We start from the raw sequence: 25,901 nt of genomic DNA on the forward strand, positions 1-25,901 counted from the left end.
GATTACAGATCTTTGTGCAATGCTGCGCACAATTCGTCGCACGTCATCATACCAACAGGATAAATAATGTGTCTTATGCTTAAATGTATACTTAAGCTGCTGTTAAATATGCTTTGTAACAATTTAGCCTGGAATATATACCAGATTTCGCTGGTGGGCGACCCGGGCTTTTTTGAGAATACGTACTGACAATTGCAGTGAACCTTTGGGAGTATAAACAATGCAAGAGAATTATAAGATTCTGGTTGTCGATGACGACATGCGCCTGCGTGCGCTACTCGAACGTTATCTGACCGAGCAGGGCTTCCAGGTTCGTAGCGTGGCGAACGCTGAACAGATGGATCGCCTGCTGACCCGTGAATCCTTCCACCTGATGGTGCTGGATCTGATGCTGCCGGGCGAAGATGGCCTGTCCATTTGCCGCCGCCTGCGCAGCCAGAGCAACCCGATGCCGATCATTATGGTCACGGCGAAAGGGGAAGAAGTTGACCGTATCGTGGGCCTGGAAATCGGCGCCGACGACTACATCCCAAAACCGTTCAACCCGCGCGAGCTGCTGGCCCGTATCCGCGCCGTACTGCGCCGTCAGGCTAACGAACTGCCGGGCGCGCCTTCGCAGGAAGAAGCGGTTATCGCCTTTGGTAAGTTCAAGCTGAACCTCGGCACCCGCGAGATGTTCCGCGAAGATGAGCCTATGCCGCTGACCAGCGGTGAATTCGCGGTACTGAAAGCGCTGGTGAGCCATCCGCGCGAACCATTATCCCGCGATAAGCTGATGAACCTCGCTCGCGGCCGTGAATATTCGGCCATGGAGCGCTCCATCGACGTACAAATCTCCCGCCTGCGCCGCATGGTGGAAGAAGATCCGGCGCATCCGCGCTATATCCAGACCGTTTGGGGCCTGGGCTACGTTTTCGTCCCGGACGGCTCTAAGGCATGAAACGCGTGCGCTTTTCGCCGCGAAGCTCGTTTGCCCGCACCCTGTTACTGATCGTCACCCTGCTGTTCGCCAGCCTGGTGACGACCTATTTAGTGGTGCTGAATTTCGCGATCCTGCCCAGTCTCCAGCAGTTTAATAAGGTTCTGGCCTACGAAGTGCGTATGCTGATGACCGATAAACTCCAGCTGGAAGACGGCACTCAGCTGGTGGTACCGCCGGCGTTTCGCCGCGAGATTTACCGCGAGCTGGGCATTTCGCTCTATTCCAACGAAGCGGCGGAAGACGCAGGCCTGCGCTGGGCGCAGCATTATGAATTCTTAAGTCAGCAGATGGCGCACCAGCTCGGCGGGCCGACCGAAGTGCGGGTCGAGGTAAACAAAAGCTCCCCCGTGGTGTGGCTGAAAACCTGGCTTTCTCCCAATATCTGGGTGCGCGTACCGCTGACCGAAATCCACCAGGGCGACTTCTCGCCGCTGTTCCGCTACACCCTGGCTATCATGCTGCTGGCGATTGGCGGCGCCTGGCTCTTTATTCGTATTCAGAACCGACCGCTGGTCGACCTGGAGCACGCGGCGCTTCAGGTCGGGCGAGGGATTATTCCCCCGCCGCTGCGCGAATACGGCGCATCGGAAGTGCGATCGGTGACCCGCGCCTTTAACCACATGGCGGCTGGCGTGAAGCAGCTGGCGGATGACCGCACGCTGCTGATGGCCGGGGTGAGCCATGATTTACGCACTCCCCTTACGCGTATCCGCCTGGCGACGGAGATGATGGGCGAAGAGGACGGCTACCTCGCCGAGTCGATTAATAAAGATATTGAAGAGTGTAACGCCATTATCGAGCAGTTTATCGACTACCTGCGCACCGGCCAGGAGATGCCGATGGAGCTGACGGACCTTAACGCGGTGCTGGGGGAAGTGATTGCGGCGGAGAGCGGCTACGAGCGAGAAATCGCCACCGACCTGCAGCCGGGCGAGATCCCGCTGCGCGTGCATCCGCTCTCCATCAAGCGCGCGCTGGCGAATATGGTGGTCAACGCCGCCCGCTACGGCAACGGCTGGATTAAAGTCAGCAGCGGCAGCGAGGGGAACCGGGCCTGGTTCCAGGTGGAAGATGACGGTCCGGGAATTAAACCGGAGCAGCGTGAGCATTTGTTCCAGCCGTTCGTGCGCGGCGATAGCGCCCGTACGATTAGCGGGACCGGCCTCGGCCTGGCTATCGTTCAGCGCATTATCGATAACCATAACGGTAAGCTGGAACTTGGCTCCAGCGAACGCGGCGGATTATTAATTCGCGCCTGGCTGCCGGTGCCGATGCAGCGCGCCCTGCCCGCGATAAAGCCCGCCAAAGAGAGCTAGTTCTGCCGGTACGCCCGCATTAAAACGCCCGGCGGCGCCACGCTGTACGCCGCCGCATTGCTCTTGTATCCCGGAGAGGTGCGCCAGCACCGCCTCCGGACTGCGCCAGGTTTAATGCGCTTTATTCGCCATCGCATACGCCGCTGGCAAATTCAGCCGCTGCCAGAACTGCTGCGCGTCGTTATCACCGGAAAGCGGATACCCTGCGGGCAACGCCGTTTTGACCATCAGCGCCCGACGCTGCGCGGCGGACAGATTCGGCAGCGCAGCCTCCAGCAGCACTTCAGCCCCTTGCGGCACCTTCAGGCTCTGTTTTTCGCCCTTCTGCTGCGGCAGATCGTAGGTCATGGTAAAGCGATAAAACGCGACCATCGCCGGGTCGCGATACGGATCGTCTTTCGCAGGCACTTTCGCGCACTCTGCCAGCGTCGTGCCGCACTCTTTCTCCAGCGCGGTACGCAGCTGGTCGCGGGCCTCATTAAACATCCCGCGATACTTCGCGTCATTCAGGTAGTGGGCGACATTGCGCTGCGCCACCATCCGCGAACCCATCACGTCCAGCGGATAGTGCACGCCCAGCACGATGCGCGAATAGCCATAGCGGGCGCCGCGCGTCACCAGCGCGTCGAAGCGCTCCGGGATCATCTCCGCCATCAGCAGAGCGTCGGTATAGCCGGTGTTGGTGTGCCCGCTCGGAAACGAGCCGCCGTCGGCGGTATAGGGCTTATTGTCCTTAACCACCACATCGTCCGGCACCAGATGGATGGTATTGCCCTGAATCAGAAACGGGCGCGGGTTATTGAAGTGCTTTTTCGCCGCCCCGGTACTCACTTCCGAAGCTTTGATCAGCGCCGCCGCCTTACCGAGCTCGCCTTTGTCGTAGGCGGCGAGGAACGCCTTGCCGAGGCGCGGCCCCAGCGCATCGCTGAGGAAATAGAGATAGCTGATGCCTTCGGCATCCGCCAGCGCCTGGTGGCGAGCGCTCTGTGCGGCATCGCGGTTAATGGCGGTGACGGTCGCCAGGTTTTGCTGTATGACCGCCTTCGGCAGCGCGCTGAACGCTGAGAGCAGCTCGATTCCCGCCTGCTGGTTGGCTTTTGTCTGGAAGTCATAACCGCTGGCCTTCAGCCACGCAGTATCCGCCTGTGTTTTATTCTGTCTGGCGTGTTCAAGCTGGTCGCGAGTCAGGGTTGCCGCATCGCCCTTCAGCGCGTTGCGCAGCTGCGACAGGCTTTGGCTCTCCAGCGCGTCAAACCCCGGACTGGCGGCGGCTGGCGTCACGCCGTTGGCGATTGCCGCCGCCTGATTCAAAGGAACCTCTTTCGCCAATGCCGGCAGCGCCAGCATGAGCGCCGATGCGAGAAGCGTGATGTGCAGTTTCATTATTTTCCTTTTATACCCTAAATAATTCGAGTTGCTTAAAGGCGGCAAGGGAGTGAGTCCCCGGGAGCATAGATAACTATGTGACCGGGGTGAGCGAACGTAGCCAACACATAAGCAGCTTGAAGTATGACGGGTAAATTCAAACCATTACCTTGCCTTTACGTGACGCTAGCCCTTCTGTTTGACGCTTTTATGACACGGTTATGTTTTGCAACGCTTTAAGCGGAATGGAAACAGCGCGGCGGTAATCCAGGCCGATCTGCGGTAAACTATCGGTCATCTTGTCTCAATCCCGGAATCACCGTATCCATGCTCAGTTATCGTCATAGCTTTCACGCAGGCAACCACGCCGACGTTCTTAAACACACCGTTCAGAGCCTGATCATTGAATCGCTCAAAGAGAAAGAAAAACCGTTTCTCTATCTGGACACCCACGCCGGCGCAGGCCGCTATCAGCTGAGCAGCGAACACGCCGAGCGTACCGGTGAATATCTCGAAGGCATCGCCCGCATCTGGCAGCAGGATGACCTGCCCGCCGAGCTGGAGCCGTATATCTCCGTCGTTCAGCACTTCAACCGTAGCGGCCAGCTGCGCTACTACCCCGGCTCGCCGTTGATTGCCCGCCAGCTGCTGCGCGAGCAGGACAGCCTGCAGATGACCGAACTGCATCCCAGCGATTTTCCGCTGCTGCGCGCCGAGTTTCAGAAAGACGACCGCGCCCGGGTTGAAAAAACCGATGGCTATCAGCAGCTGAAGTCGAAGCTGCCGCCGGTTTCTCGTCGTGGACTGGTGCTGATCGACCCGCCTTACGAAATCAAAAGCGACTACCAGGCGGTCGTGACCGGTATTCATGAAGGCTACAAACGCTTTGCTACCGGCACCTACGCGCTGTGGTATCCGGTGGTGTTACGCGCGCAGATTAAGCGCATGATCAAAGAGTTAGAGGCCACCGGCATTCGCAAAATTCTGCAAATCGAGCTGGCGGTGCGTCCGGACAGCGACCAGCGCGGGATGACCGCCTCCGGGATGATCGTCATCAACCCGCCGTGGAAGCTGGAGCAGCAGATGAACAACGTTCTGCCGTGGCTGCATAAAAAGCTGGTGCCGACCGGCATCGGCCATACCACCGTCAGCTGGATCGTGCCTGAGTAATCGCAGTCATCGGTGGAAACTATTGATTTCAGGTATACAATCGCGCCAATCAGACATTAAGGATAAGACTCATGAGCAAGCATTATGACTATATCGCCATTGGCGGCGGCAGCGGCGGTATCGCCTCCATTAACCGTGCCGCTATGTACGGCCAGAAGTGCGCGCTGATTGAAGCCAAAGACCTGGGCGGTACCTGCGTGAACGTCGGCTGCGTGCCGAAAAAAGTCATGTGGCATGCGGCGCAGATCCGTGAAGCCATCCATCTGTATGGCCCGGATTACGGTTTTGATACCACTATCAATCACTTCGACTGGGACAAACTGGTCGCCAGCCGTAGCGCCTATATCGATCGTATCCACACCTCCTACGATAACGTGCTGGGCAAAAATAAGGTCGATGTGATTAAAGGCTTCGCCCGTTTTGTCGATGCGAAAACCATCGAAGTTAACGGCGAGACGATAACCGCCGATCATATTCTGATCGCCACCGGCGGCCGCCCGAGCCATCCGAATATCCCCGGCGTCGAATACGGCATTGATTCCGATGGTTTCTTCGAACTGCCGGCGCTGCCGAAACGCGTTGCGGTTGTCGGCGCGGGCTATATCGCCGTTGAGCTGGCGGGCGTAATTAACGGCCTGGGCGCGGAGACGCACCTGTTCGTGCGTAAACACGCGCCGCTGCGTAGCTTCGATCCGCTGATCGTGGAAACGCTGGTTGAGGTGATGAACGCCGAAGGCCCGCAGCTGCATACCCATGCCATTCCGAAAGCGGTAGTGAAGAACGCCGACGGCAGCCTGACCCTGGAACTGGAAGATGGCCGCAGCCAGACCGTGGACTGCCTGATTTGGGCGATCGGTCGCGAACCGGCAACCGATAACTTCAACCTCGCCGCGACCGGAGTGGAAACCAACGATAAAGGCTATATCGTCGTCGATAAATTCCAGAACACCAACGTTCCGGGTATTTACGCCGTCGGCGATAATACCGGCGCCGTCGAGCTGACCCCGGTCGCCGTTGCCGCAGGCCGTCGTCTCTCCGAGCGCCTGTTTAACAACAAGCCGGACGAACATCTGGACTACAGCAATATCCCGACCGTGGTGTTCAGCCATCCGCCTATCGGCACCGTCGGCTTAACCGAGCCGCAGGCGCGCGAGCAGTACGGCGATGAAGCGGTGAAAGTGTATAAATCCTCTTTCACCGCCATGTATACCGCCGTGACCTCACACCGCCAGCCGTGCCGCATGAAGCTGGTCTGCGTCGGCCCGGAAGAGAAGATTGTCGGTATTCACGGTATCGGCTTCGGGATGGACGAGATGCTGCAGGGCTTCGCGGTGGCGCTGAAGATGGGCGCAACCAAGAAAGACTTCGACAATACCGTGGCGATCCACCCAACCGCCGCGGAAGAGTTTGTGACGATGCGGTAAGACGCGCACCATGCCTGAAAAAGAAGCTCTCCGGAGCTTCTTTTTTTTCCTCTACGCCACGCCGTTATTCCCGTGACGTTTAAACGCCGGCCGCTGATTCAGCGCCATATACCAGCGCTCCACTTCCGCCATTTCAGGATGGGCGAACGGCGTCATTTTCCAGCGATGCACCGACAGGCCAAGGACAATATCCGCCAGCGTAAACTCTCTACCGGCGACCCATGCCCCGGTTTGCTGCAGCTGCGTATTGACGATCTGCACGCAGCGGGTCCAGGCGGCAATGCTCTCTTTGATAGCCGTCGGATCCTGAAAACGCGGGTCCTTGCGTACCAGTCCCATAAAGGCATAGCGCCAGGCAGTATTAAATTCCGTCGCCTGCCAGTCCATCCAGTGCTCAACCTCGGCGGCAGCCCGCGGCGCCGTAGGGAGCAGGTCTTCCCGCCCGGCTTTGCGCGCCAGATAGCGGCAGATGCTGTTCGACTCCCATAACACAAAGTCGTCATCCCGCAGCACGGGCACCAGGCTGTTCGGATTAAGGGCGCGAAACTCCGGGGTCTCAATCGACTGAAACCCGCTACCGTAATCCTCCTGCTGATATTCAAGCCCCGCCTCTTCGCAGGTCCACAGCACTTTGCGCACGTTAATTGATGAGCGTTTGCCCAGTATTTTTAGCATTGTCAGCAATTCCTCAATCAAAAGAGATGGTTGTTTCACAATACTGCATCGGCGGCGCATGTACAGCCGGATAATGTGTATAGTGGATTGCACGATTTTTCTCCAGGACAGGTTACCCGACATGTTGACCTCTTTTAACGTTTTAACACCGGGCAATATCCGCTTTGGACGCGGCCTTGCTCGCAGCGCCGCCCCCTGGCTCGCCGCCCGCTCCGCACAGATACTGCTGATTCACGGCGCCAGCCTGCAGCGCGCGGCGTTCTTATTAAGCGAACTCCACGCTCACCAGCTGAACGTCACCACGCTGTCTGTCGCCCATGAACCCGACCTGCAGGATATTGAACGGGGCGTTCGTCTGGCGCGGGAAAGAGGCGTCGGCGCGGTGGTCAGCCTCGGCGGCGGCGCGGTGATAGATGCCGGCAAAGCGATTGCGGCGCTGGTTCCCGCGCAGGGGCCCGCGATCGAGTATCTGGAAGTGGTGGGTACCGGGCGCCTGTTAGAAGCCAATCCGCTGCCGTTCGTCGCCATCCCCACCACGGCCGGTACCGGGGCGGAAGTCACAAAGAACGCGGTGATCAACGTCCCCGAGCAGCAGCGCAAGGTCAGCCTGCGCGACGACCACATGCTGCCGGACTTGGCGATTGTCGACCCATCGCTCACCGACAACACCCCGCGCGCGGTGACCCTCGCTTCCGGCCTGGATGCCCTCACCCAGGTGATTGAGCCCTGGCTGTGCGCCCGGGCGAATCCTTTTACCGACGCTCTCTGCCGGGAGGCGATCCCGCGCGGCATCAAAGCGCTCAGAACGCTGATGGCCAAAGAGTGTCCGGATAGCCGCGATGAGATGGCATGGGTCAGCCTGTGCGGAGGGCTGGCGTTAGCCAACGCCGGTCTCGGCGTCATTCACGGTCTTGCGGGCCCATTAGGCGGTCTGAGCAACGCCCCCCACGGCGCGCTTTGCGGCAGCCTGCTTCCCTTCGGCCTGGCGCTCAATGAAACGCAAATTAGCGACGAACGCCTCCGCCAGCGTTTTGCCGACGTACGCCAGTGGCTGGCCGCCGGACTGGACGCCGATCCAAACAGCGCCTGGGAGAGCCTGCGCGAGTGGAGCCAGCGATCCGGTCTGGGCAATCTGCGCGAGCTCGGCGTCCCCCGCGAAGCGCTGGAACCCGCGGCCCTCGCCGCCAGCAGCTCATCCTCCATGAAGGCTAACCCGGTTATGCTGACCAGCGAGCAGCTGCTGGAAATGCTGGAGGCCGCGTGGGAGTAATAGCTTAATCGCTAAAGCGCCTGGAAATTTAGATTTTGTTGCAAAACGAAATCTCCGAATTTTTCGGCGCAATACGAAGCGGTTAAAACGGTTTTAATGCGCCAGGTCAACGAGTTAAAGCCGAAACCCCGGGCAGACGGTTTAGAACAAAGCGTGATCTACCGCACACTTCTCTTTTCGTTTCCCGCTGCGAATGTCTAAGCTTAATAGACAGGTCGGGCGCGCCCGGCATCCTCTACTGACGCAATCCGGAGGTCCGTACCACTATGTTCAGCCAGAAATTACGCAACGTTGATGACGATGAGCTCAGGATCGAAATCGATCCGTGCTACGAAGCCGATCCGTATGAGTTAAAGCTGGATGAAATGTTCGACGCCGAACCCGAACCGGAGATCATCGAAGGGCTGCCCGCCTCGGATGCCCTGACCCCTGCCGATCGCTATCTGGAACTGTTCGCTCACGTCCAGAAGTCGCGAATTTTCGCCGATAGCAAAACCTTCCCCGACTGCGCGCCGAAGCAGGACCCGCTGGATATTTTGATTCACTACCGTCGCGTCCGGCGCACCCCCGGATTCGATCTCCGCCAGTTTGTTGAAGACCACTTCTGGCTGCCGGAAAACCGCGCCGAGGATTACGTCTCCGATCCCACGCGATCGTTAAAGGAGCATATTGATAATCTGTGGCCCGTCCTGACCCGCGAGCCGCAGGATCATATTCCCTGGTCATCGCTGCTGGCGCTGCCGCAGTCTTATATTGTGCCTGGCGGGCGGTTTAGCGAAACCTACTACTGGGATTCCTACTTCACCATGCTGGGGCTGGCGGAAAGCGGCCGCGAAGACCTGCTGAAATGCATGGCCGACAACTTCGCGTGGATGATTGAAATCTACGGCCATATTCCTAACGGCAACCGCACCTACTATCTCAGCCGCTCGCAGCCGCCGGTGTTTGCCCTGATGGTCGAACTGTTTGAAGAGGATGGGGTTCGCGGCGCCAAACGATACCTTGACCATCTGCGGATGGAGTACAGCTTCTGGATGGACGGCGCGGAATCGCTGATCCCCAATCAGGCCTACCGTCACGTGGTGCGGATGCCGGACGGCTCGCTGCTGAACCGCTACTGGGACGATCGCGATACGCCGCGCGATGAGTCATGGCGGGAAGATGTCGAAACGGCGAAGCACTCCGGGCGCCCGCCGAACGAGGTCTATCGCGACCTGCGCGCCGGGGCGGAGTCCGGCTGGGATTACTCCAGCCGCTGGCTGCGGGATATCACCCGGCTGGCGAGCATCCGTACCACCCAGTTTATTCCCATTGATTTGAACGCCTTCCTGTTCAAGCTGGAGAACACCATCGCCAACCTCTCCGGCCTGAAGGGCGACCGGGAAACAGAGGCCGCTTTTCGCCAGAAGGCCAGCGAGCGCAGGGCGGCGGTAACCCGCTATCTGTGGGATGACGAAAGCGGCTGTTTCCGCGATTACGACTGGCGCCGCGAGCAGCTGGCGCTGTTTTCCGCCGCCAGCCTCGTCGCGCTGTACGTCGGCATGGCGACCCATGAACAGGCCGACAGGCTCGCCGACGCGGTACGCGCCCGCCTGCTCACCCCCGGCGGTATTATGGCGACGGAATATCAAAGCGGTGAGCAGTGGGATAAGCCCAACGGCTGGGCGCCGCTGCAGTGGATGGCGGTACAGGGTTTTAAAATGTACGGCCAGGATCCGCTGGGCGATGAGATAGCCCAAAGCTGGCTGCAAACGGTGAATCATTTCTATAAACAGCACTATAAGCTGATTGAAAAGTACCATATCGCCAGCGCCACGCCCCATGAAGGCGGAGGCGGTGAATATCCGCTCCAGGATGGCTTTGGCTGGACGAATGGCGTGGTGCGCCGGCTTATCGGCCTGTACGGCGAACCGTTGTAAAAGCGGACTATTCCCGCGGTCGATGTCCTGCTATGTTCATGGCATCGACTTTCGCCGGAAGCCCAGCTATGCCTGAACTGGTTACCCCACGTCTGCGCTGCTCGCCGCTGCAGCTTGACGACTGGCCCTTTTTTCTCAGCTTACAGCAAGACCCCCAGGTGATGCTTTACGTCGCGGATCCCCGCCCGGTAGCGGACATTCGCGACGCTTTTGATGCCCGGCTTCCCGCGTGGTCGCCGGGCGCGGCCCACTGGCTGTGCCTGGTAGTGCGCGACCGCTACACCCACGCTCCCCTGGGCCTCACCGGCTATCAGCATCACGCTCCCGATAGCGCTGAAGCGGGTTTTCTGTTTGCTCCCCGGGCGCAGGGCAAAGGTTACGGCTATGAGTCTCTGCGCGCGCTGTGCGATTACGCTTTCTCCGCCGGCGGCATCCGGCGGCTGACGGCAACCGTCACCGCGGGCAATCTGGCGTCAAAAAATCTGCTGCAAAAGGTCGGTTTTCACCAGGAGGGCGAGTTGCGCGACTGCTACTGGCTCAACGGTCGCTGGCACAACGATTGGCTGTTTGGCCTGCTGCGCCGCGATTACCACCAGCCTGGGCCATCTGGCGAATAGGGCGCGACGCGCTTTTCCTCTACACTGCAGGCCGACAACAGAGGAAGCGATAAATGTCCCCAACCATACCGCCGCTAAGCCTGCACGGGCTGGAGTTTATTAAGCGAATGCAGGGGTTAGCGCTCGCCCCCTATCGGGACGAAAGCGGCCTGCGCGTGATTGGCTACGGCCACGTTCTCAATGATTACGAATCGTTCCCTCACTTCACGCGCGAGATCGCGGAGACTCTGCTTATCGTCGATCTTCTGCAGTGCCAGCGCGAACTTAAGCGCAGACTCCAGGTCACGCTTAATCAAGCGCAATATGATGCGCTGGTCTCTTTAGCCTTTAGCTGCGGGGCGGCGTCTCCGGCGCTTGATACCGTCCTCACCCATCTTAATCATCAGCGGTTCGCTGACGCGCTGAGCGCATGGGAAAATATTCGCAGCGGCCGCGAACAGCGGCGCGAAGAGTGCGCAAGATTCAAAACCAGAGCCGATTAAGTTTCGCTAACGCGATGAAAGACCATCGCCGCCTGGGTACGATTCTTCACGTCCAGCCGCCGGTACAGCGACTCAAGATGGGCCTTTACCGTGCCGGTGCTGATATTTAACGTCCGGCTAATCTGTTTATTAGAGTCACCGGCGGCCAGCAGCTGCAAAATCTCACGCTGGCGCTGGCTCAAATGAACTCGTTTATTATCGCTCACCTCCGCCATTATTAATCCATCGTCCGGCAAGCAGGGCAGCCCCCGCCGGAGACGGTTGATAGTCTGAGCGAAAGTGGGCAAACTTTCCTCGCGCTGCACGATGGCCCGCACATTATAAGACAGCGCGCGCTGTAGCCAGCCCTTATTATCGTCAGAAACGATCAGCAGGACCTGAGCGTGCGGAAAACGACGCTGTTTTTCCTCCAGCAGCCAACAGCAAAACTCACCGTGCATATCCCCGTCCAGCATGAGCAGCGCGTCAGGATGCGCCGTCAGCTTCTGCCAGAGCTGTTCAGCCTGACAGGTGCCAAAAATATCAATCTCTGGAATGTATTGCTGGAGGCCAATTTTCATTCCATGAATAAATATCGACTGCCTGTCAAACATGAGTATCTGCATGGGTTTCGCTCCAATAAATAAATGCCCGATGAAAAGACAAACATCAGCCAAAATAAATAACAACTTGCCGTTTGGCCTAGGGCATTTTACCGATAGGGATGCGAAACTAAATATCATAACAATGAATAGTTACAGGGCTTATTGGCCCCATTACTTATCCACAATATTTATTACATTTGAATTAAGGAAATCCTTAATGAAACTGGCAAGAAAAAATAAAAATAATACTAATTTTCTAGTTTAAACGAAGCCGGAAACGCAGGCGATGGCGAAATGAGAAAAGTCTGTTACGAAATAAGAAGTGCATGAAATACGTTAGCCCCTCCATACTCTATGGAGGGGCGCGGGATTACAAGAACATCCCACCGGAGACTTCTACGCGCTGGGCGTTCATCCAGCGCAGGTCATCGCTAAGCAGCGCGGCGATGGCATCGCCAATATCATCCGGCAGCCCCACTCTTCCGAGCGCCGTTTGCGCGGCAATATGCTGATTCACCTGCGCGTTATCCCTGACCACACCGCCGCCAAAATCGGTTTCAATCGCGCCGGGCGCAATAATATTGACCGAAATTCCGCGTTCTCCCAGCTCCTTCGCCTGGTAGCGCGTCAGCACCTCCATCGCGCCTTTCATTGAGGCGTAGGCCGCATAGCCCGGCAGTGCGAAACGCGCCAGTCCGCTGGAAACGTTGAGGATCCGCCCCCCGTCCTGCAATAACGGCAGCAGGCGTTGGGTAAGGAAAAACGGCCCCTTAAACTGGATGTTCATTAATTCATCAAACTGCGCCTCGCTGGTTTCAGCAAAGGGAATATTCAGGCCAATTCCGGCATTGTTCAATAAATAGTCGAAGGTCTCCCGCTGCCAGCGCTGCTGAAGCACTTCTCTTACCTTCTGAGCAAAACTGTCGAAACTGCCAACATCACCGACGTTTAGCGGTAATGCCGCGGCTTTCACGCCTTTTTGCTCAATTTCAGCCACCACGTCCAGCGCCGCCTGCGGGTTACTGTGCCAGGTCAGAATAATATCGGTTCCCTTTGCCGCCAGCTTTAATGCGGCGTTTTTTCCCAGTCCACGGCTACCACCGGTGACTAAAGCGATACGTTGCGTCATCAGAAAACCCCTTCTTGGTTGCGTTTGCATCGCTGAAGAGCTTATTAGCTGCTATAAAAACAATAAATATGGCAAATTACGTTTTACTGTTTCATTAAAAACAACAATAGGCCGCCGGCATGGATAAAATTCACGCAATGCAGCTGTTCATCAGAGTCGCGGAGCTGGAAAGTTTTTCCCGCGCCGCCGATACCCTTGGCCTGCCGAAAGGAAGCGTCTCGCGCCAGATTCAGGCGCTGGAGAGCCACCTTGGGGTTCGTTTGCTGCATCGCACAACCCGCCGGGTACAGCTGACGCAGGATGGTATGGTTTATTACGAACGCGCCAGAGACCTGCTCAGCAATCTTGAAGAGCTGGACGGCATGTTTCAGCTCGACCCCTCCAGCATCAGCGGGCGTCTGCGGGTTGATATGCCCGTCGCCGTAGCGAAAAAGCTGGTCATTCCACAGCTGCCGGCATTTCTGCAGCAGTATCCCGGCATCGAACTGGAGCTCAGCAGCAGCGATCGGTTAGTCGACGTGGTTCGCGAGGGCTTTGACTGCGTGGTGCGCGTCGGTACGCTGAAAGATTCCGGGCTCATCGCGCGGCCGCTGGGCAAGCTAACGCAAATCAACTGCGCCAGCCCGCAGTACCTGACGCGCTTCGGCTATCCGCAATCGCTGGACGATCTCGCCGATCATGCGCTGATCCACTACGCAAGCAGCCTCGGGGTGCGCCCGCTGGGCTTCGAAGTGGTCAGCGAGGGCGCCGTCCGCTGGATCAAAACCGGCGGCGTCTTGACGGTGAACAGCACCGAGACCTATCAGGCGTCGTGCCTGGCGGGGCTGGGCATTATTCAGGTGCCGCGGGTGGGGGTTCGGGAATGGCTGCGCACCGGCGAGCTGATAGAAATTCTGCCCCACTACCGCGCCGAGCCGCTGCCGGTGTCGCTCATTTATCCGCACCGGCGTAATCTCTCGCGCCGGGTACATCTGTTTATGGAGTGGCTGGGCGGCTTGATGAAAAACTACGTTGATTAGGCCGAATGATGAAAAATCTGTATTTGAGAGCGTGCCGATATTCCCTGCCGGGTGCCGGCTGACGCCTTACATAGCGTAAAAAAACCATCAATATCATGCCATTATAAAATTCACCCAGGCCGATACAAACGCAGCGCAGCCGGGGAATAACACAAGAACGCGCTTCAGTGATTCGCAGATTCCGATGCCCGCTCCCCCCCGATACGCCCCATCCGTGATTTTACGTATATAATTTTTGAAGAATATCGCTGTAAAAAAGGAAGAAATAATTTATGACGCCGGAAAACGACGCTCAACGCCCAACCGAGGATCCGGGCCAGCAGCCGGATAAAAACAAAAGCGCGATGGCTGCGATAAACGACTCTACCGTGGCGAAAAAAGCCAACCAGGCGCTGAAAAGCGTCACCGGAACGGCGGAAAAAGTTCAGCGTAACCATATGGTCGCCCATATCATCCGCGCCGCGGAGCGCTTCAACGACAGGCTGGGTAATCAGTTTGGCGCGGCAATCACCTACTTCTCGTTTTTATCGATGATCCCAATCCTGATGGTCTCTTTTGCGGCCGCCGGTTTTGTTCTCGCCTCGCATCCCACGCTGCTACAGGACATCTTCGATAAAATCCTGCTTAACGTTAGCGACCCGACGCTGGCGGCAACGCTGAAAAATACCATCAATACCGCCGTACAGCAGCGTACCGCCGTCGGTATCGTGGGTCTGCTGGTGGCGCTCTACTCCGGCATTAACTGGATGGGCAACCTGCGTGAGGCCATCCGCGCCCAGTCGCGCGACGTCTGGGAACGCACGCCGCAGGATCAGGAGAAAATTTGGGTTAAGTATTTCCGCGACTTTATCTCGCTGATCGGCCTGCTGGTTGCGCTGGTCATTACCTTATCGATCACCTCTATCGCCGGCTCGGCCCAGCAGATGATTATCTCGGCGCTTTATCTTGATTATATCGAGTGGCTGAAACCGGCGTGGCGGCTGATTGGCCTCGCGATTTCCATCTTCGCCAACTATCTGCTGTTTTTCTGGATTTTCTGGCGACTCCCGCGCCACCGCCCTCGCCGTAAGGCGCTGATTCGCGGCACCCTGATTGCGGCCGTCGGCTTTGAGATAATCAAAATCATTATGACCTGGACGCTACCGGCGCTGGTGAAATCCCCATCCGGGGCGGCATTCGGTTCGGTGTTGGGGATAATGGCCTTCTTCTATTTTTTCGCCCGCCTGACGCTGTTCTGCGCCGCATGGATTGCCACCGCCGAATATAAAGACGACCGCCGGATGCCGGGCAAAGCCCACGACTAAACCATCACTGGGCTGAATAAAAGACGCAAAATTCAGCCCAACCTGGCATTTCAGCATATAAATCCAACATGTAACTTTTATTTAACCTAAACCTGGTTTTATCGACCATTATTTGAATTTTGTGAAGCATTTCATAGAAGTTATTTTTCTGGCACAGAAATTATTCACTTTTTGCTTCTTTTTTCGCCTCCCCCGCCCCTTGTTACAGATTGAAATGTCCCCAAGGCTGTGGCTATATGGCCTTTCGTTCGCAAAAAATAAGAAAGATCTATGCAAGCCACAGCCACAACACTCGACAACGCGCAGGACACCGTTCCGGTTAACTCACGCAATAAAGTCGTCGTCGCCTCACTCATTGGTACCGCCATCGAGTTCTTCGACTTCTACATCTATGCCACCGCGGCGGTTATCGTATTCCCGCACATTTTCTTCCCGCAGGGCGATCCCGCCGCCGCGACGCTACAATCGCTGGCGACCTTCGCTATCGCCTTTATTGCGCGCCCTATCGGTTCAGCGGTCTTTGGCCACTTCGGCGACCGCGTAGGCCGTAAAGCGACCCTCGTCGCCTCGCTGCTGACGATGGGGATCTCCACCGTGGTTATCGGCCTGCTGCCCGGCTATGAAACCATTGGCATTATGGCACCGGTGCTGCTGGCGCTGGCGCGCTTTGGCCAGGGGCTCGGCCTTGGCGGCGAATGGGGCGGCGCGGCGCTGCTGGCGACGGAAAACGCCCCGCCGCGCAAGCGCGCGCTGTATGGCTCATTCCCGCAGCTGGGCGCGCCTATCGGCTTCTTCTTCGCGAACGGCACCTTCCTGCTGCTCTCCTGGCTGCTGACCGACCAGCAGTTTATGGAATGGGGCTGGCGTATGCCGTTTATCTTCTCCGCCGTGCTGGTCATTATCGGCCTGTACGTCCGCGTTTCGCTGCACGAGTCGCCGGTGTTCGCTAAGGTAGCCGCCGCGAAAAAACAGGTCAAAATACCGCTGGGCACGCTGCTGACCAAACACGTGCGCGTCACCGTTCTCGGCACCTTTATCATGCTGGCGACCTATACGCTGTTTTACATCATGACCGTCTACTCCATGACCTTCAGCACCGCCGCCGCGCCGATTGGCCTCGGCTTGCCGCGTAACGAAGTACTGTGGATGCTGATGATGGCGGTTATCGGTTTTGGCGTGATGGTACCGGTGGCGGGCCTGCTGGCGGATGCATTCGGCCGTCGTAAGAGCATGGTCGTGATTACGACCCTGATCATCCTCTTCGCGCTGTTTGCCTTTAAACCGCTGCTCGGCTCCGGCAACCCGCTGCTGGTCTTTGCCTTCCTGCTGATTGGCCTGAGCCTGATGGGGCTGACCTTTGGCCCCATGGGCGCGCTGCTGCCGGAGCTGTTCCCGACGGAAGTTCGCTATACCGGCGCATCGTTCTCCTATAACGTCTCGTCGATCCTCGGGGCGTCCGTGGCGCCGTATATCGCCGCCTGGCTGCAGGGCAACTACGGTCTGCCTGCGGTAGGGCTCTATCTGGCCGCCATGGCGGCGCTGACGATGATCGCGCTGCTGCTGACTCACGAAACGCGTCATCAATCGCTGTAACTCTCCCTCCACGCCCCTGGCCATCCGGTGAGGGGCGTCTCCTTGCCGACTATTTTTTCATCTGCGACAGAATTGCCCGACACTGGTTCGCCTCGCCTTCGGCGGGTGAGATCAGCGCCAGCAGCGCGGCGGCCGGCGTCACCAGGGTCGCCAGCGCTGCCGCTACCGCGCCGCGGGCAATCAGCGGCCCCGCCTTCACGCCCGCATTCGGCGACTTAAAGGTGCCGCGCACGTAGAGCGGTGAACGCAGGGTGATAATGCGAAAGCCCTTACTCTCCGGATCGATAGTGAGGTCCAGCTGCTCTGAGGCAAAGCTGGCGGTACCGGTGACGTTGATCAACGCGTTTTCCGTATCAAAGGCAAACACCTGCGGCCGGGCGACGCCGTTGACCACGTCGATATTGGCCGCCGCGCAGTTCACCCGCACCTCATCATCGCCAAAGATCTGCCCGATGATAAAGTTACCGACGTTCAGGCCGAGGATCTCCATCAGGTTGCGGCTAATTAAACCGTCGTTCATCAGCAGCTTCAGGTTACCGTTACTGTTGCCCAGCAGCGCGGCGACGGAGTTGCCGGTGCCGCGAAGCTGCACATCGCCGTTCATTTCGCCGAGGGTTTTCTGCATCATCTCCACGTTTGGCATCAGCGCTTTCAGCTTCAGGCGGCGCGCCTGCAGGTTCGCCGTCCCCTGCAGCGGTTTTTTATTCCCTTCAAGATGAATGCTGCCGGCAATCGTGCCGTTGGCCAGCCCCAGACGCAGCGGCTGCAGGCGCAGGTCGCCCCTTTCGAGGATCACGTGGGTGGAGAGGTCGCTGATGGGGAGCGTGCCGCCGTGCTCAATGCGGCGTCCTTTAAAGCGCACATCGGCATCCATCACCTGCCACTTATCGGTTTCAAAGCGGTCATACGGCAACACTTTTCCGGCCGGCTGCGGGGAGGCCTCGCCTTTGCGCCGTTCGGTCTGGCTGCCTTTACCGCCGGAGTCGACGCCAATCAGCGGCCCCAGATCCGCCAGCCTTAGCTGTCTGGACTCAAGGTCGCCCTCCAGCTTAGGCCGGGGTTTACCGGTGGTGTAGATCAGCGAGCCGTGGATATCGCTCTCGCCGATACGGCCATTAAAATCCTGATAGGCGAAGCGTGAACCGTTTTTCTCCTTGAAGGTGGCCCGCAGATGCCCGTCGGTCGAAAAGGCCGGCGTATCCGGCAGCAGCACGCCGGTCAGGTCATAGAGATCGCCCAGCGAGTCCCCGGAAAACTTCAGCCGCAGATCGACGCCGCCGAGGTTAAGCGGATCGCTGACCGTGCCGGTAAACGCGACCCGGGTATTGCCGGAACGAAAATCCCCCTGCAGGGGGAACGGCGTCCCTTCGCTGCGCAGCGCCAGCATGCCGCCGATTTTGCCGCTACCGGAGAGCGGCTGTCCGTTGTAGCTCCCTTTCGCCTGCAGGCCGAAGACGTAATCGCCTACTTTCTGCGGCTGCCCTTTCCCCTTCTCGCCGGTCACTTCACTGAACGCCAGCGGCTTACCGAGCGGATCAACCACGATCGTCACGTCAGCGCGCGACACTTTGTCATCAACGGCAATCTTGCCGCGATCGAAAAGAATATTGTCGAGGCGGAAAGACCAGCTGGAAGGCGCCGCATCTTTCTCCGACGACCCCGCCGAAGCCAGGTCGAAAGTCCAGTTGTTGGTCTTCTCCGACAGTCGGATCAGCCGCGCGTCGGGCTGTTCAAGCTTAATCCACGGCAGATAGACCGTTTTGCTGAGCAGCGCCAGCGGGGCGAGAGTCGCCTCAACGCGCGGCAGGTGGACCATTGTGACCTGCGGGATATCAGGGGGGTTGCCAAGGACGATATCTTCGGCATGAACGTGCGGCCAGGGGATCCAGCTTCGCCAGCCGCTCTCGCCGGGCTGGCGTTCCCAGACGACGCCCAGATCGCCGCGAATCGCGAACGGGCGGTTCAGCTCGGCAGAGACTTTCTGGTTGATCGTCGGCTTCAGGCGGTTCCAGTCAAAGGTCGCCAGCACGATAAAAAACAGAACGATCAGTACGACAATCGTTCCCAGGATAATAGCCACGGTTTTTCGGGTTCTGCTCATCCCTTCTGCACTCCTTTTGCGTCTCGTCACTCCTGAATATAGTTGAGAAACGCCATTTGCTCCGCCGAATGAGGTTTTCGTCACATAATCCGCGTCAGGTCAAAAAAATAATGGAACGTTGTTTTAATATCATTGACCATCAAAGCGCCCCAGCGCACACTAGGGTTAATATTGATTTAATTTCAGGTCATCACTATGTCGAAGAAAATTGCCGTCATTGGCGAATGCATGATTGAGCTGTCAGAGAAAGGCGCAGCGGTTAATCGCGGCTTTGGCGGCGACACCTTAAACACTTCCGTCTACATCGCTCGCCAGACCGACGCCAGCACGCTGGGCGTGCACTACGTTACCGCCCTGGGCACGGACACCTTCAGCCAGCAGATGCTCGAATCCTGGCAGCGCGAGAACGTTCAGACTGACCTGATTCAGCGCATGGCCGACCGTTTACCGGGCCTCTACTACATCGAAACCGACGATACCGGCGAGCGCACCTTTTACTACTGGCGCAACGAAGCCGCGGCGAAGTTCTGGCTGGAGAGCGAGCAGTCTGCGGCCATCTGCGAAGAGCTGGCGACCTTTGATTATCTGTATCTTAGCGGGATCAGCCTGGCGATCCTCAGCCCGACCAGCCGCGAGAAGCTGCTGACCCTGCTGCGGGAATGCCGGGCAAACGGCGGCAAGGTTATCTTTGATAATAACTATCGTCCGCGCCTGTGGAGCAGCAAAGAGGAGACGCAGCGGGTTTATCAGCAGATGCTGGCCTGCACCGACATCGCGTTCCTGACCCTCGATGACGAAGACGCGCTGTGGGGCGAGAAGCCGGTTGCGGAAGTGATTGCCCGCACCCACGCCGCCGGCGTTGAAGAAGTGGTGGTTAAGCGCGGCGCAGACTCCTGCCTGGTGGCGATTGCCGGCCAGCCGCTGCGGGAAGTCCCGGCCGTTAAGCTGCCGAAAGAGAAAGTGGTTGATACCACGGCGGCGGGCGATTCGTTCAGCGCCGGCTACCTGGCCGTACGCCTGACCGGCGGCGACGCCGAATCTGCGGCAAAACGCGGACACCTGACCGCCAGCACGGTGATCCAGTATCGCGGCGCGATTATCCCGCGCGAGGCGATGCCGCAGTAATTTTCGATTGCGTTACGCCCGCCTGCGAGAATCCCGGCTTGCGCTGCGCTTAGCCGGGCTACTGTCTGGCGCTGGCATTAGACCGGACAAGGCGCGCCAGCGCCGCCTCCGGGAAAATCACCGGGCCAACCCAGCAATACGTAAAACAGATTAGCCATAAACCTCACCGGATAGCCACGCTATCCGGTTTTGCTTTACTGCGCTGGCGGGATATCCGTCGCTTCGTTACGCCCTTCCGCAACATCACCGGCGCCGCTCGACGCCGCTGCGGCTGCTGGCGCGGGCGCCATCAGCTTTTCCCACGTCGCCTGCAGTTCCTTCATGTTGTATTCCGGCTCACCCTGCGGCTGCTGCAGCACCAGCGCCATATCCTGCGACAGCTGCTGACGCAGGTACTGATTCAGCATGTCGACCGTCAGCGAATTGAGAAACTCCTGGCGCAGTTTCTGATACTGCTCGGGCGCGATATCCACCACCTGATTTTGCAACGAACGCATCCGCTGGCTAATCAGGATGTACGTATCGGTGCGCGCATAGGTGGCAAACAGCTTCTGCAGTTCGAGGTTTTTCTGCGCGATCAGGGCGTCAAACTCCTCCTGCGGCAGGCCGCGATCGCGGACTTTCGCCAGCTCGCGCGCCACGGTCGTTAAGTTGGCGTTCAGGCGCTCGCCCGGCGATTCGATATTGATCGCGCACTGGGCGCGCTGGTAGAGCACGCGGCAGTCAAAGCCAAGGCCGATATCCTTGATATTACTTTTGCTCAGATTCTGCTGTACGTGCCAGAACAGCGCTTCTCGGGCAAGATCGTCGCGCCAGTAGCGCTGCAGCGCGACCGAGTCGCGGATCGGCTGCCACGGCGCATCCCACATCAGCGACAGCTTATCCTGGCGCACCGCATCGGTCATGATGCTGACCGGCGTCGTCGGCAGCGGCGACAGCGTAGGAACCGCCACCGGCGTTTCGCGCTTGCCCTTCAGGCCGCCGAAAGTTTTGTTGATTTGTTCCGCGACGCTGCGGCTATCCACGTTGCCGACCACAATCAGGGTCATGGCATCCGGGGTGTACCACTTGTGGTAATACTCTTTTAGCTGAGCAATATCCACCGGCTGCTTCAGCGGCGCCGCCGGATCGTGCCCCAGCATGGTGGAGCCTTTTAGCCGATAGCGCCACCAGCCTTCTTTGGTATCCGCAGGCCAGGTCGCCACCATGTCTTCGCCCTGCAGCGCGTGGTTGACGGTTTCCGGGGAGATCGACATTTTACCGCTGGCGCTGGCCAGCCAGCTCAGCGCCTCTTTCAGCAGGTCGTTACGGTTATTCGGTATGCTCAGGTTAAACAAACTGTAGTCATAAGAGACGATGGCGGGCGGCAGAGGACGCTTCGGGTCAATACTCTGCTGCCATAGCGAACGGGCCTGCATGGTCGGGAGGCCACCGTTTTGCGTCAGCGCGAGGCGCGGGATAAAGTGGCTAAAGCCGCTCTGCTGAGTGCTTTCGCTCAGCGAGCCAATATTCACGGACAGGCGAACTTCGATACGATCGCTGGGACGCTGCGGGGTGGCTAAAACCTGCCACTGAAACCCATTCGCCAGTGTCCCCTGTTGCCAGGCCGGGTCCGGCTGGAGCGCTTCTGCCTGCACATAGCCGACCGTCGCCATCATCAGCAAACCACCGGTTAAGAGTCGAATTTTTGTGCCCTGCATGTGAACCCCTGATGAACAATCCTGGTTACAACAGCGGCCCACGGGAGGGCCGCCGAAAAAATATGGTGAGTTAAGTACGTCGGTTAGACCACACGGAGATGAAAATGTCGCATGTTGACGTGAAATAAACATAAGGGTCACCGCCGCGCAAGCGACAGTGACCCCTAATTATGCGCAGGAGCCCGTAGTCCAGCAAGGGACAACGGGCCTAACAGATGGATTTATGAGGATAATTCGTGCGATTTGCTTACCGGAGTACGGTTGTTCAGCACATCATCCAGCTGTTTCGCGTCCAGCTCTTTGACCCATTTAGCGACAACGATGGTCGCGACGCCGTTACCCACCAGGTTGGTCAGCGCGCGCGCCTCGGACATAAAGCGGTCGATGCCAAGAATGAGCGCCAGACCGGCAACCGGCAGGTGCCCGACGGCGGAAATCGTCGCCGCAAGGACGATAAAGCCGCTGCCCGTCACCCCCGCCGCGCCTTTTGAGGAGAGCAGCAGCACCACCAGCAAGGTGATCTGATGGAAAATATCCATATGGCTGTTCGTCGCCTGGGCGATAAACACCGCCGCCATCGTCAGGTATATTGAGGTGCCATCGAGGTTAAAGGAGTACCCCGTCGGGATCACCAGCCCCACCACCGACTTCCGGCAGCCCAGCTTCTCCATCTTATCGAGCATACGCGGCAGCGCCGACTCGGATGAAGAGGTCCCCAGGACAATCAGCAGCTCTTCGCGGATATAGCGGATAAATTTAAAGATGCTGAAGCCGGTGGCTTTGGCGATCGACCCCAGCACCACCACCACAAACAGGATGCAGGTGATGTAGAAGCAGACGATCAGTTGGCCAAGCTGCACCAGCGTACCGACGCCGTATTTTCCAATGGTAAAGGCCATGGCCCCGAACGCGCCAATCGGCGCCAGGCGCATGATCATATTGATGATGCCGAAGATCACCTGCGAGAAGCTTTCGATAACGTTAAAAATCAGCTGGCCTTTGCTGCCGAGGCGATGCAGCGCGAAACCAAACAGCACCGCAAACATCAGCACCTGCAGAATGTTGCCGCTGGCAAAAGCGCCAATTACGCTGCCGGGGATAATATCGAGCAGGAACGCTACGATGCCCTGATCTTTCGCCTGTTCGGCGTAAACCGCCACGGCCTTCGCGTCGAGGGTCGCCGGGTCAACGTTCATTCCCGCGCCGGGCTGCACCACGTTTACAATGATCAGGCCGATGATCAGCGCAATTGTGCTCACGATTTCAAAGTAGAGCAGCGCCACCGCCCCGGTGCGGCCGACGGCTTTCATGCTCTCCATCCCGGCAATCCCCGTCACGACGGTACAGAAGATAACCGGGGCAATAATCATTTTAATCAGCTTAACGAAGGCATCGCCGAGGGGTTTCATCTGCGCACCCAGTTCCGGGTAAAAATGGCCCAGCAGAATACCGATCGCTATGGCCGAGAGAACCTGGACATAGAGGCTTTTAAAGAAAGAGATTTTCATAGGGTGTCCTTTGGAGATAACCACAGACCTTGAGGGGGTATTGCGTCCGTGGCTTAAAAATAACACCCATGAAACATTTCAGAAATAACGAGTGATGAAATTGCAATGCAATTGTTAATTTATTTGAACTGACTCGCATAAGCTAACAATGTCGTTACAAACTTGCATCCTCAACATCACCGGGTAAAAAACGGGCCATAAAAGCCTCAGGCGGCATGGCGCAGCCAAAAAGATACCCTTGCACCGTCTCGACGCCCGCCTCCTGCAGCCAGCGATACTGGGTATCGGTTTCGACGCCCTCCGCGACAATGTGCAGATTCAGCCCCCGCGCCAGCTGGATAATCGCGGGCACCATGCTGATGTCATCGGGCAGCATATCGATAAAGACTTTATCGATTTTCAGGATGTCTACCGGCAGCGATTTAATATGCTGCAGCTGGCGCAAGCCCGCGTAGCCCATACCAAAGTCATCGAGGGCAATCCGCACGCCCGCTTCACGCAGCGGACGCAGCAGCGAAATAATCGCCTGCGGGTCGTCTATCCGACGGCTTTCGGTGACTTCCAGTACCAGCGTGCCCGGCGCGATACGATAGCGCGCGAGCAGCGCCAGCATCTCCTCGCCGCGATCGTGATGCAGCAGCTGCAGCAACGACACGTTGACCGACAGCGGCAACATGATCCCCTGATTTTGCCAGGCGGCAAGCTGCCGGCAGGCCTCTTCCATCACCCAGTAGCCGACCGGCACCATCAGCCCGCAGGCTTCGATACGCTCAATCAGATCGCCCGGCAGCGACCAGCTGCCGTCCGCCTGACGCTGACGCAGCAGCACTTCCGCACCGCACACCTCGCCGCTGTGGGTATCCACCTGCGGCTGCAGCCAGATGGCAAACTGCTGGTTATCAAGCGCCGTCAGAATATCGTGCTCTTCCATTAAGCGGCGCTGCGCTTTTTCCATCTGCTGCGGATCGAAGAACTCAATCTGGTTTTTCCCTTTACGACGCGCGGTTACGGCGGCGGAAAACGCCCGCCGGTAGAGCTGTTCGGCGTTAATTTCGCCGTTAAACATCGCGATACCGACGCTGGCGCAGGGGCGCAGCTGGATGCCGTGCAGAGGCAAACGTTCATTTAAGACAGTGAGTACTTGCTTACTTAACGTCACCGCCTGCCAGGGTTCGTCAATACCGTGGGCCAGAATCGCGAAGTCGTAGCCGCTCACCTGAGCCAGCACCATCTGCGCCGGGATAATCGCCCGCAGCTTTTCAACCAGGGTTAGCAGCAGCATTTCACGCTGCGTCTCTTTCAGTACGCCAGCGGTATCCTGTAGCGTTTCGCAGGCGATAATCAGCAGCGCCGAGGCCTGCGGTCGCGCGACGGTTTGCTCCAGCATAGCCATTAGAAAGGCTTTGTTCGGCAGCTCGGATACCGGAAAACGAGTCGATTGCAAAGAGAGTTCATCGTGCAGGCGCAGCAGCGTCTGCTGATTACGGTTGTAGCTGCGCACCAGCATGCCGATTTCATCGTCATGATGGAGACGCGGCAGCGTGAGCTGATGGCCCAAACGCTCGTGCTGCGGGACATCGTTTAGCTCACGGGCGATTTTACGCAGCGGTCGTACCATCAGACGGTTGATGCACCAGGTGATCGCCACCGTCAGCATCAGCACCAGAAGCAAGTAAGCGGTCACTAACGTCGCCAGCGCGCTCATGACGAATTTATACATGCGGTATGAGTCGGCCTGGAGCACCAGATAGGCCAGCGGCTGTGGGTTAGCGGGCCGTTCAAGGGAGTAGATAGGCAGCGAAATCTGTACCGGCAGTTCAAACATACGGGTGATGGTTACCGGTACCGGGCGCTCGGGGATAAAGCGCATCCGCAGCGCCTGGAACTGATTGGGCAGGACAACATCCGCCCGGCTGACGATGCCTGCGGGTTGAATACGGCTCAGAATGGCTTCCGCCTCAGGGATATCGGCTTTCAGGATAGCCGCTGACAGCGGTTCGCGAACGGAACGCGCGATGCTTTCTAACTGCGTGGCCGTGGTAAAACGACTCTGCTGAACAAAGTGGAACAGCAGAATAGAACAGAAGACCAGTACAAACGCCATGGACACGCTCGCGACCATCGCCATCTGTTTAATTGTAAGTGAACGGCTGACGCGCAACGGGGTTCTCCACTGAAACTGAACGCATATCGGGTATAGGTCCCTCTCACCGATCGTTATCAGGCTGATTATATACTCAAATTGTTCGCTCACGCCCGCAAGGCGCGAAGCAATGCCATCAGGCCGCTTTCCCGGAGGCGGCGCAATGCGCCTGTCCGGGCTACAAAACCCGCAGGCGGCGCGGCCGGTAGCCCCGGTAAGCATAGCGCGACCGGGGAACATTCCCGGGTGGCTACGAAATTGCCCGGCCTACACGTTCACAGCCGCCATCGGGACGCTTTCCCGGAGGCGGCGCAATGCGCCTGTCCGGGCTACAAAACCCGCAGGCAGCACCGACCTGTAGCCCCGGTAAGCATAGCGCGACCGGGGAATATTCCCGGGTGGCGGCTGACGCCTTACCCGGGCTACGAAATTGCCCGGCCTACACGTTCACAGCCGCCATCGGGACGCTTTCCCG

Annotated in this window: 20 protein-coding genes; 12 read left to right on the top strand and 8 right to left on the bottom strand. The window is 58.2% G+C overall.

Annotation, left to right across the window (positions count from 1 at the left end; all coding sequences use genetic code 11):
- The first annotated feature begins 220 nt into the window (after positions 1–220).
- Positions 221–940, top strand: a complete 720-nt coding sequence (gene ompR, locus ABLV30_RS23480) for a two-component system response regulator OmpR (protein WP_001157751.1) — start codon at positions 221–223, stop codon at positions 938–940.
- A complete protein-coding gene (gene envZ, locus ABLV30_RS23485; protein WP_004855221.1) occupies positions 937–2,298 on the top strand; it encodes a two-component system sensor histidine kinase EnvZ in 1,362 nt (453 codons plus the stop codon). Before ompR ends, envZ begins: the two co-directional genes overlap by 4 nt.
- Before the next feature lie 111 nt (positions 2,299–2,409).
- On the opposite strand, the gene ABLV30_RS23490 is transcribed toward envZ, so the two are convergent.
- A complete protein-coding gene (locus tag ABLV30_RS23490) occupies positions 2,410–3,681 on the bottom strand; it encodes a phosphatase PAP2 family protein (protein WP_048263484.1) in 1,272 nt (423 codons plus the stop codon).
- 309 nt (positions 3,682–3,990) lie between these two features.
- Here ABLV30_RS23490 and ABLV30_RS23495 point away from each other — a divergent pair, with 309 nt between their 5' ends.
- Together ABLV30_RS23495 and gorA are read left to right on the top strand one after the other, a co-directional pair.
- The gene (locus ABLV30_RS23495) at positions 3,991–4,833 is read left to right on the top strand and encodes a 23S rRNA (adenine(2030)-N(6))-methyltransferase RlmJ (RefSeq protein WP_009651758.1); all 843 of its coding nucleotides are present in this window, start codon (positions 3,991–3,993) and stop codon (positions 4,831–4,833) included.
- A 71-nt stretch (positions 4,834–4,904) separates the two neighbouring features.
- Entirely contained in the window at positions 4,905–6,257 is a 1,353-nt protein-coding gene (gorA, locus tag ABLV30_RS23500; RefSeq protein ID WP_032751613.1) for a glutathione-disulfide reductase, read from the top strand.
- A gap of 51 nt (positions 6,258–6,308) precedes the next feature.
- On the opposite strand, the gene ABLV30_RS23505 is transcribed toward gorA, so the two are convergent.
- The gene (locus ABLV30_RS23505; protein ID WP_025106820.1) at positions 6,309–6,932 is read right to left on the bottom strand and encodes a glutathione S-transferase; all 624 of its coding nucleotides are present in this window, start codon (positions 6,930–6,932) and stop codon (positions 6,309–6,311) included.
- 121 nt (positions 6,933–7,053) lie between these two features.
- On the opposite strand from ABLV30_RS23505, the gene ABLV30_RS23510 reads away from it, so the two are divergent.
- From ABLV30_RS23510 to ABLV30_RS23525, 4 genes are all read left to right on the top strand, one after another.
- The gene (locus ABLV30_RS23510) at positions 7,054–8,202 is read left to right on the top strand and encodes an iron-containing alcohol dehydrogenase (RefSeq protein ID WP_154919972.1); all 1,149 of its coding nucleotides are present in this window, start codon (positions 7,054–7,056) and stop codon (positions 8,200–8,202) included.
- 266 nt (positions 8,203–8,468) lie between these two features.
- Positions 8,469–10,121, top strand: coding sequence for an alpha,alpha-trehalase (locus tag ABLV30_RS23515; protein WP_014227158.1), 1,653 nt, complete (start codon positions 8,469–8,471; stop codon positions 10,119–10,121).
- Between the two features lie 68 nt (positions 10,122–10,189).
- The gene (locus tag ABLV30_RS23520) at positions 10,190–10,738 is read left to right on the top strand and encodes a GNAT family protein (protein WP_014227159.1); all 549 of its coding nucleotides are present in this window, start codon (positions 10,190–10,192) and stop codon (positions 10,736–10,738) included.
- 53 nt (positions 10,739–10,791) lie between these two features.
- Positions 10,792–11,220, top strand: a complete 429-nt coding sequence (locus ABLV30_RS23525; protein ID WP_064374781.1) for a lysozyme — start codon at positions 10,792–10,794, stop codon at positions 11,218–11,220.
- Here the strand turns inward: ABLV30_RS23525 and ABLV30_RS23530 are convergent.
- Both ABLV30_RS23530 and ABLV30_RS23535 read right to left on the bottom strand, forming a co-directional pair.
- Complete coding sequence (locus tag ABLV30_RS23530; RefSeq protein ID WP_032751620.1) at positions 11,217–11,825, bottom strand: response regulator transcription factor; 609 nt, start codon at positions 11,823–11,825, stop codon at positions 11,217–11,219. The genes ABLV30_RS23525 and ABLV30_RS23530 overlap by 4 nt on opposite strands.
- A 349-nt stretch (positions 11,826–12,174) precedes the next feature.
- Positions 12,175–12,933, bottom strand: coding sequence for an SDR family oxidoreductase (locus ABLV30_RS23535; protein ID WP_032719951.1), 759 nt, complete (start codon positions 12,931–12,933; stop codon positions 12,175–12,177).
- Between the two features lie 119 nt (positions 12,934–13,052).
- On the opposite strand from ABLV30_RS23535, the gene ABLV30_RS23540 reads away from it, so the two are divergent.
- The 3 genes from ABLV30_RS23540 to ABLV30_RS23550 all read left to right on the top strand — a co-directional run bounded on the left by ABLV30_RS23540 (position 13,053) and on the right by ABLV30_RS23550 (position 16,849).
- Positions 13,053–13,952: a LysR family transcriptional regulator gene (locus tag ABLV30_RS23540; RefSeq protein WP_014227163.1), complete on the top strand. Its 900-nt coding sequence runs from the start codon at positions 13,053–13,055 to the stop codon at positions 13,950–13,952.
- Positions 13,953–14,224: 272 nt separating this feature from the next.
- Positions 14,225–15,256 (top strand): inner membrane protein YhjD, encoded by a 1,032-nt coding sequence (gene yhjD / locus ABLV30_RS23545; RefSeq protein ID WP_004134249.1) that lies wholly within the window; start codon positions 14,225–14,227, stop codon positions 15,254–15,256.
- A 270-nt stretch (positions 15,257–15,526) separates the two neighbouring features.
- The gene (locus ABLV30_RS23550; protein ID WP_004126314.1) at positions 15,527–16,849 is read left to right on the top strand and encodes an MFS transporter; all 1,323 of its coding nucleotides are present in this window, start codon (positions 15,527–15,529) and stop codon (positions 16,847–16,849) included.
- Between the two features lie 49 nt (positions 16,850–16,898).
- Here ABLV30_RS23550 and ABLV30_RS23555 read toward each other — a convergent pair whose 3' ends face one another.
- Entirely contained in the window at positions 16,899–18,950 is a 2,052-nt protein-coding gene (locus ABLV30_RS23555; RefSeq protein WP_265801701.1) for an AsmA family protein, read from the bottom strand.
- A gap of 195 nt (positions 18,951–19,145) precedes the next feature.
- Between ABLV30_RS23555 and ABLV30_RS23560 the strand changes: the two genes are divergently transcribed.
- Positions 19,146–20,075, top strand: coding sequence for a sugar kinase (locus ABLV30_RS23560; RefSeq protein ID WP_265801699.1), 930 nt, complete (start codon positions 19,146–19,148; stop codon positions 20,073–20,075).
- A gap of 194 nt (positions 20,076–20,269) precedes the next feature.
- On the opposite strand, the gene ABLV30_RS23565 is transcribed toward ABLV30_RS23560, so the two are convergent.
- From ABLV30_RS23565 to hmsP, 3 genes are all read right to left on the bottom strand, one after another.
- Complete coding sequence (locus ABLV30_RS23565; RefSeq protein WP_025106811.1) at positions 20,270–21,775, bottom strand: pitrilysin family protein; 1,506 nt, start codon at positions 21,773–21,775, stop codon at positions 20,270–20,272.
- Positions 21,776–21,996: 221 nt separating this feature from the next.
- Positions 21,997–23,283: a C4-dicarboxylate transporter DctC gene (dctA, locus tag ABLV30_RS23570; RefSeq protein WP_014227166.1), complete on the bottom strand. Its 1,287-nt coding sequence runs from the start codon at positions 23,281–23,283 to the stop codon at positions 21,997–21,999.
- A 154-nt stretch (positions 23,284–23,437) separates the two neighbouring features.
- Positions 23,438–25,444 carry a biofilm formation regulator HmsP gene (gene hmsP, locus ABLV30_RS23575; RefSeq protein ID WP_025106810.1) on the bottom strand — a complete coding sequence of 669 codons (2,007 nt, stop codon included), beginning with the start codon at positions 25,442–25,444 and terminating at the stop codon, positions 23,438–23,440.
- Between the last annotated feature and the right edge of the window lie 457 nt (positions 25,445–25,901).

Source organism: Klebsiella sp. CN_Kp113, from assembly GCF_040064585.1.
Classification (GTDB): domain Bacteria; phylum Pseudomonadota; class Gammaproteobacteria; order Enterobacterales; family Enterobacteriaceae; genus Klebsiella; species Klebsiella michiganensis.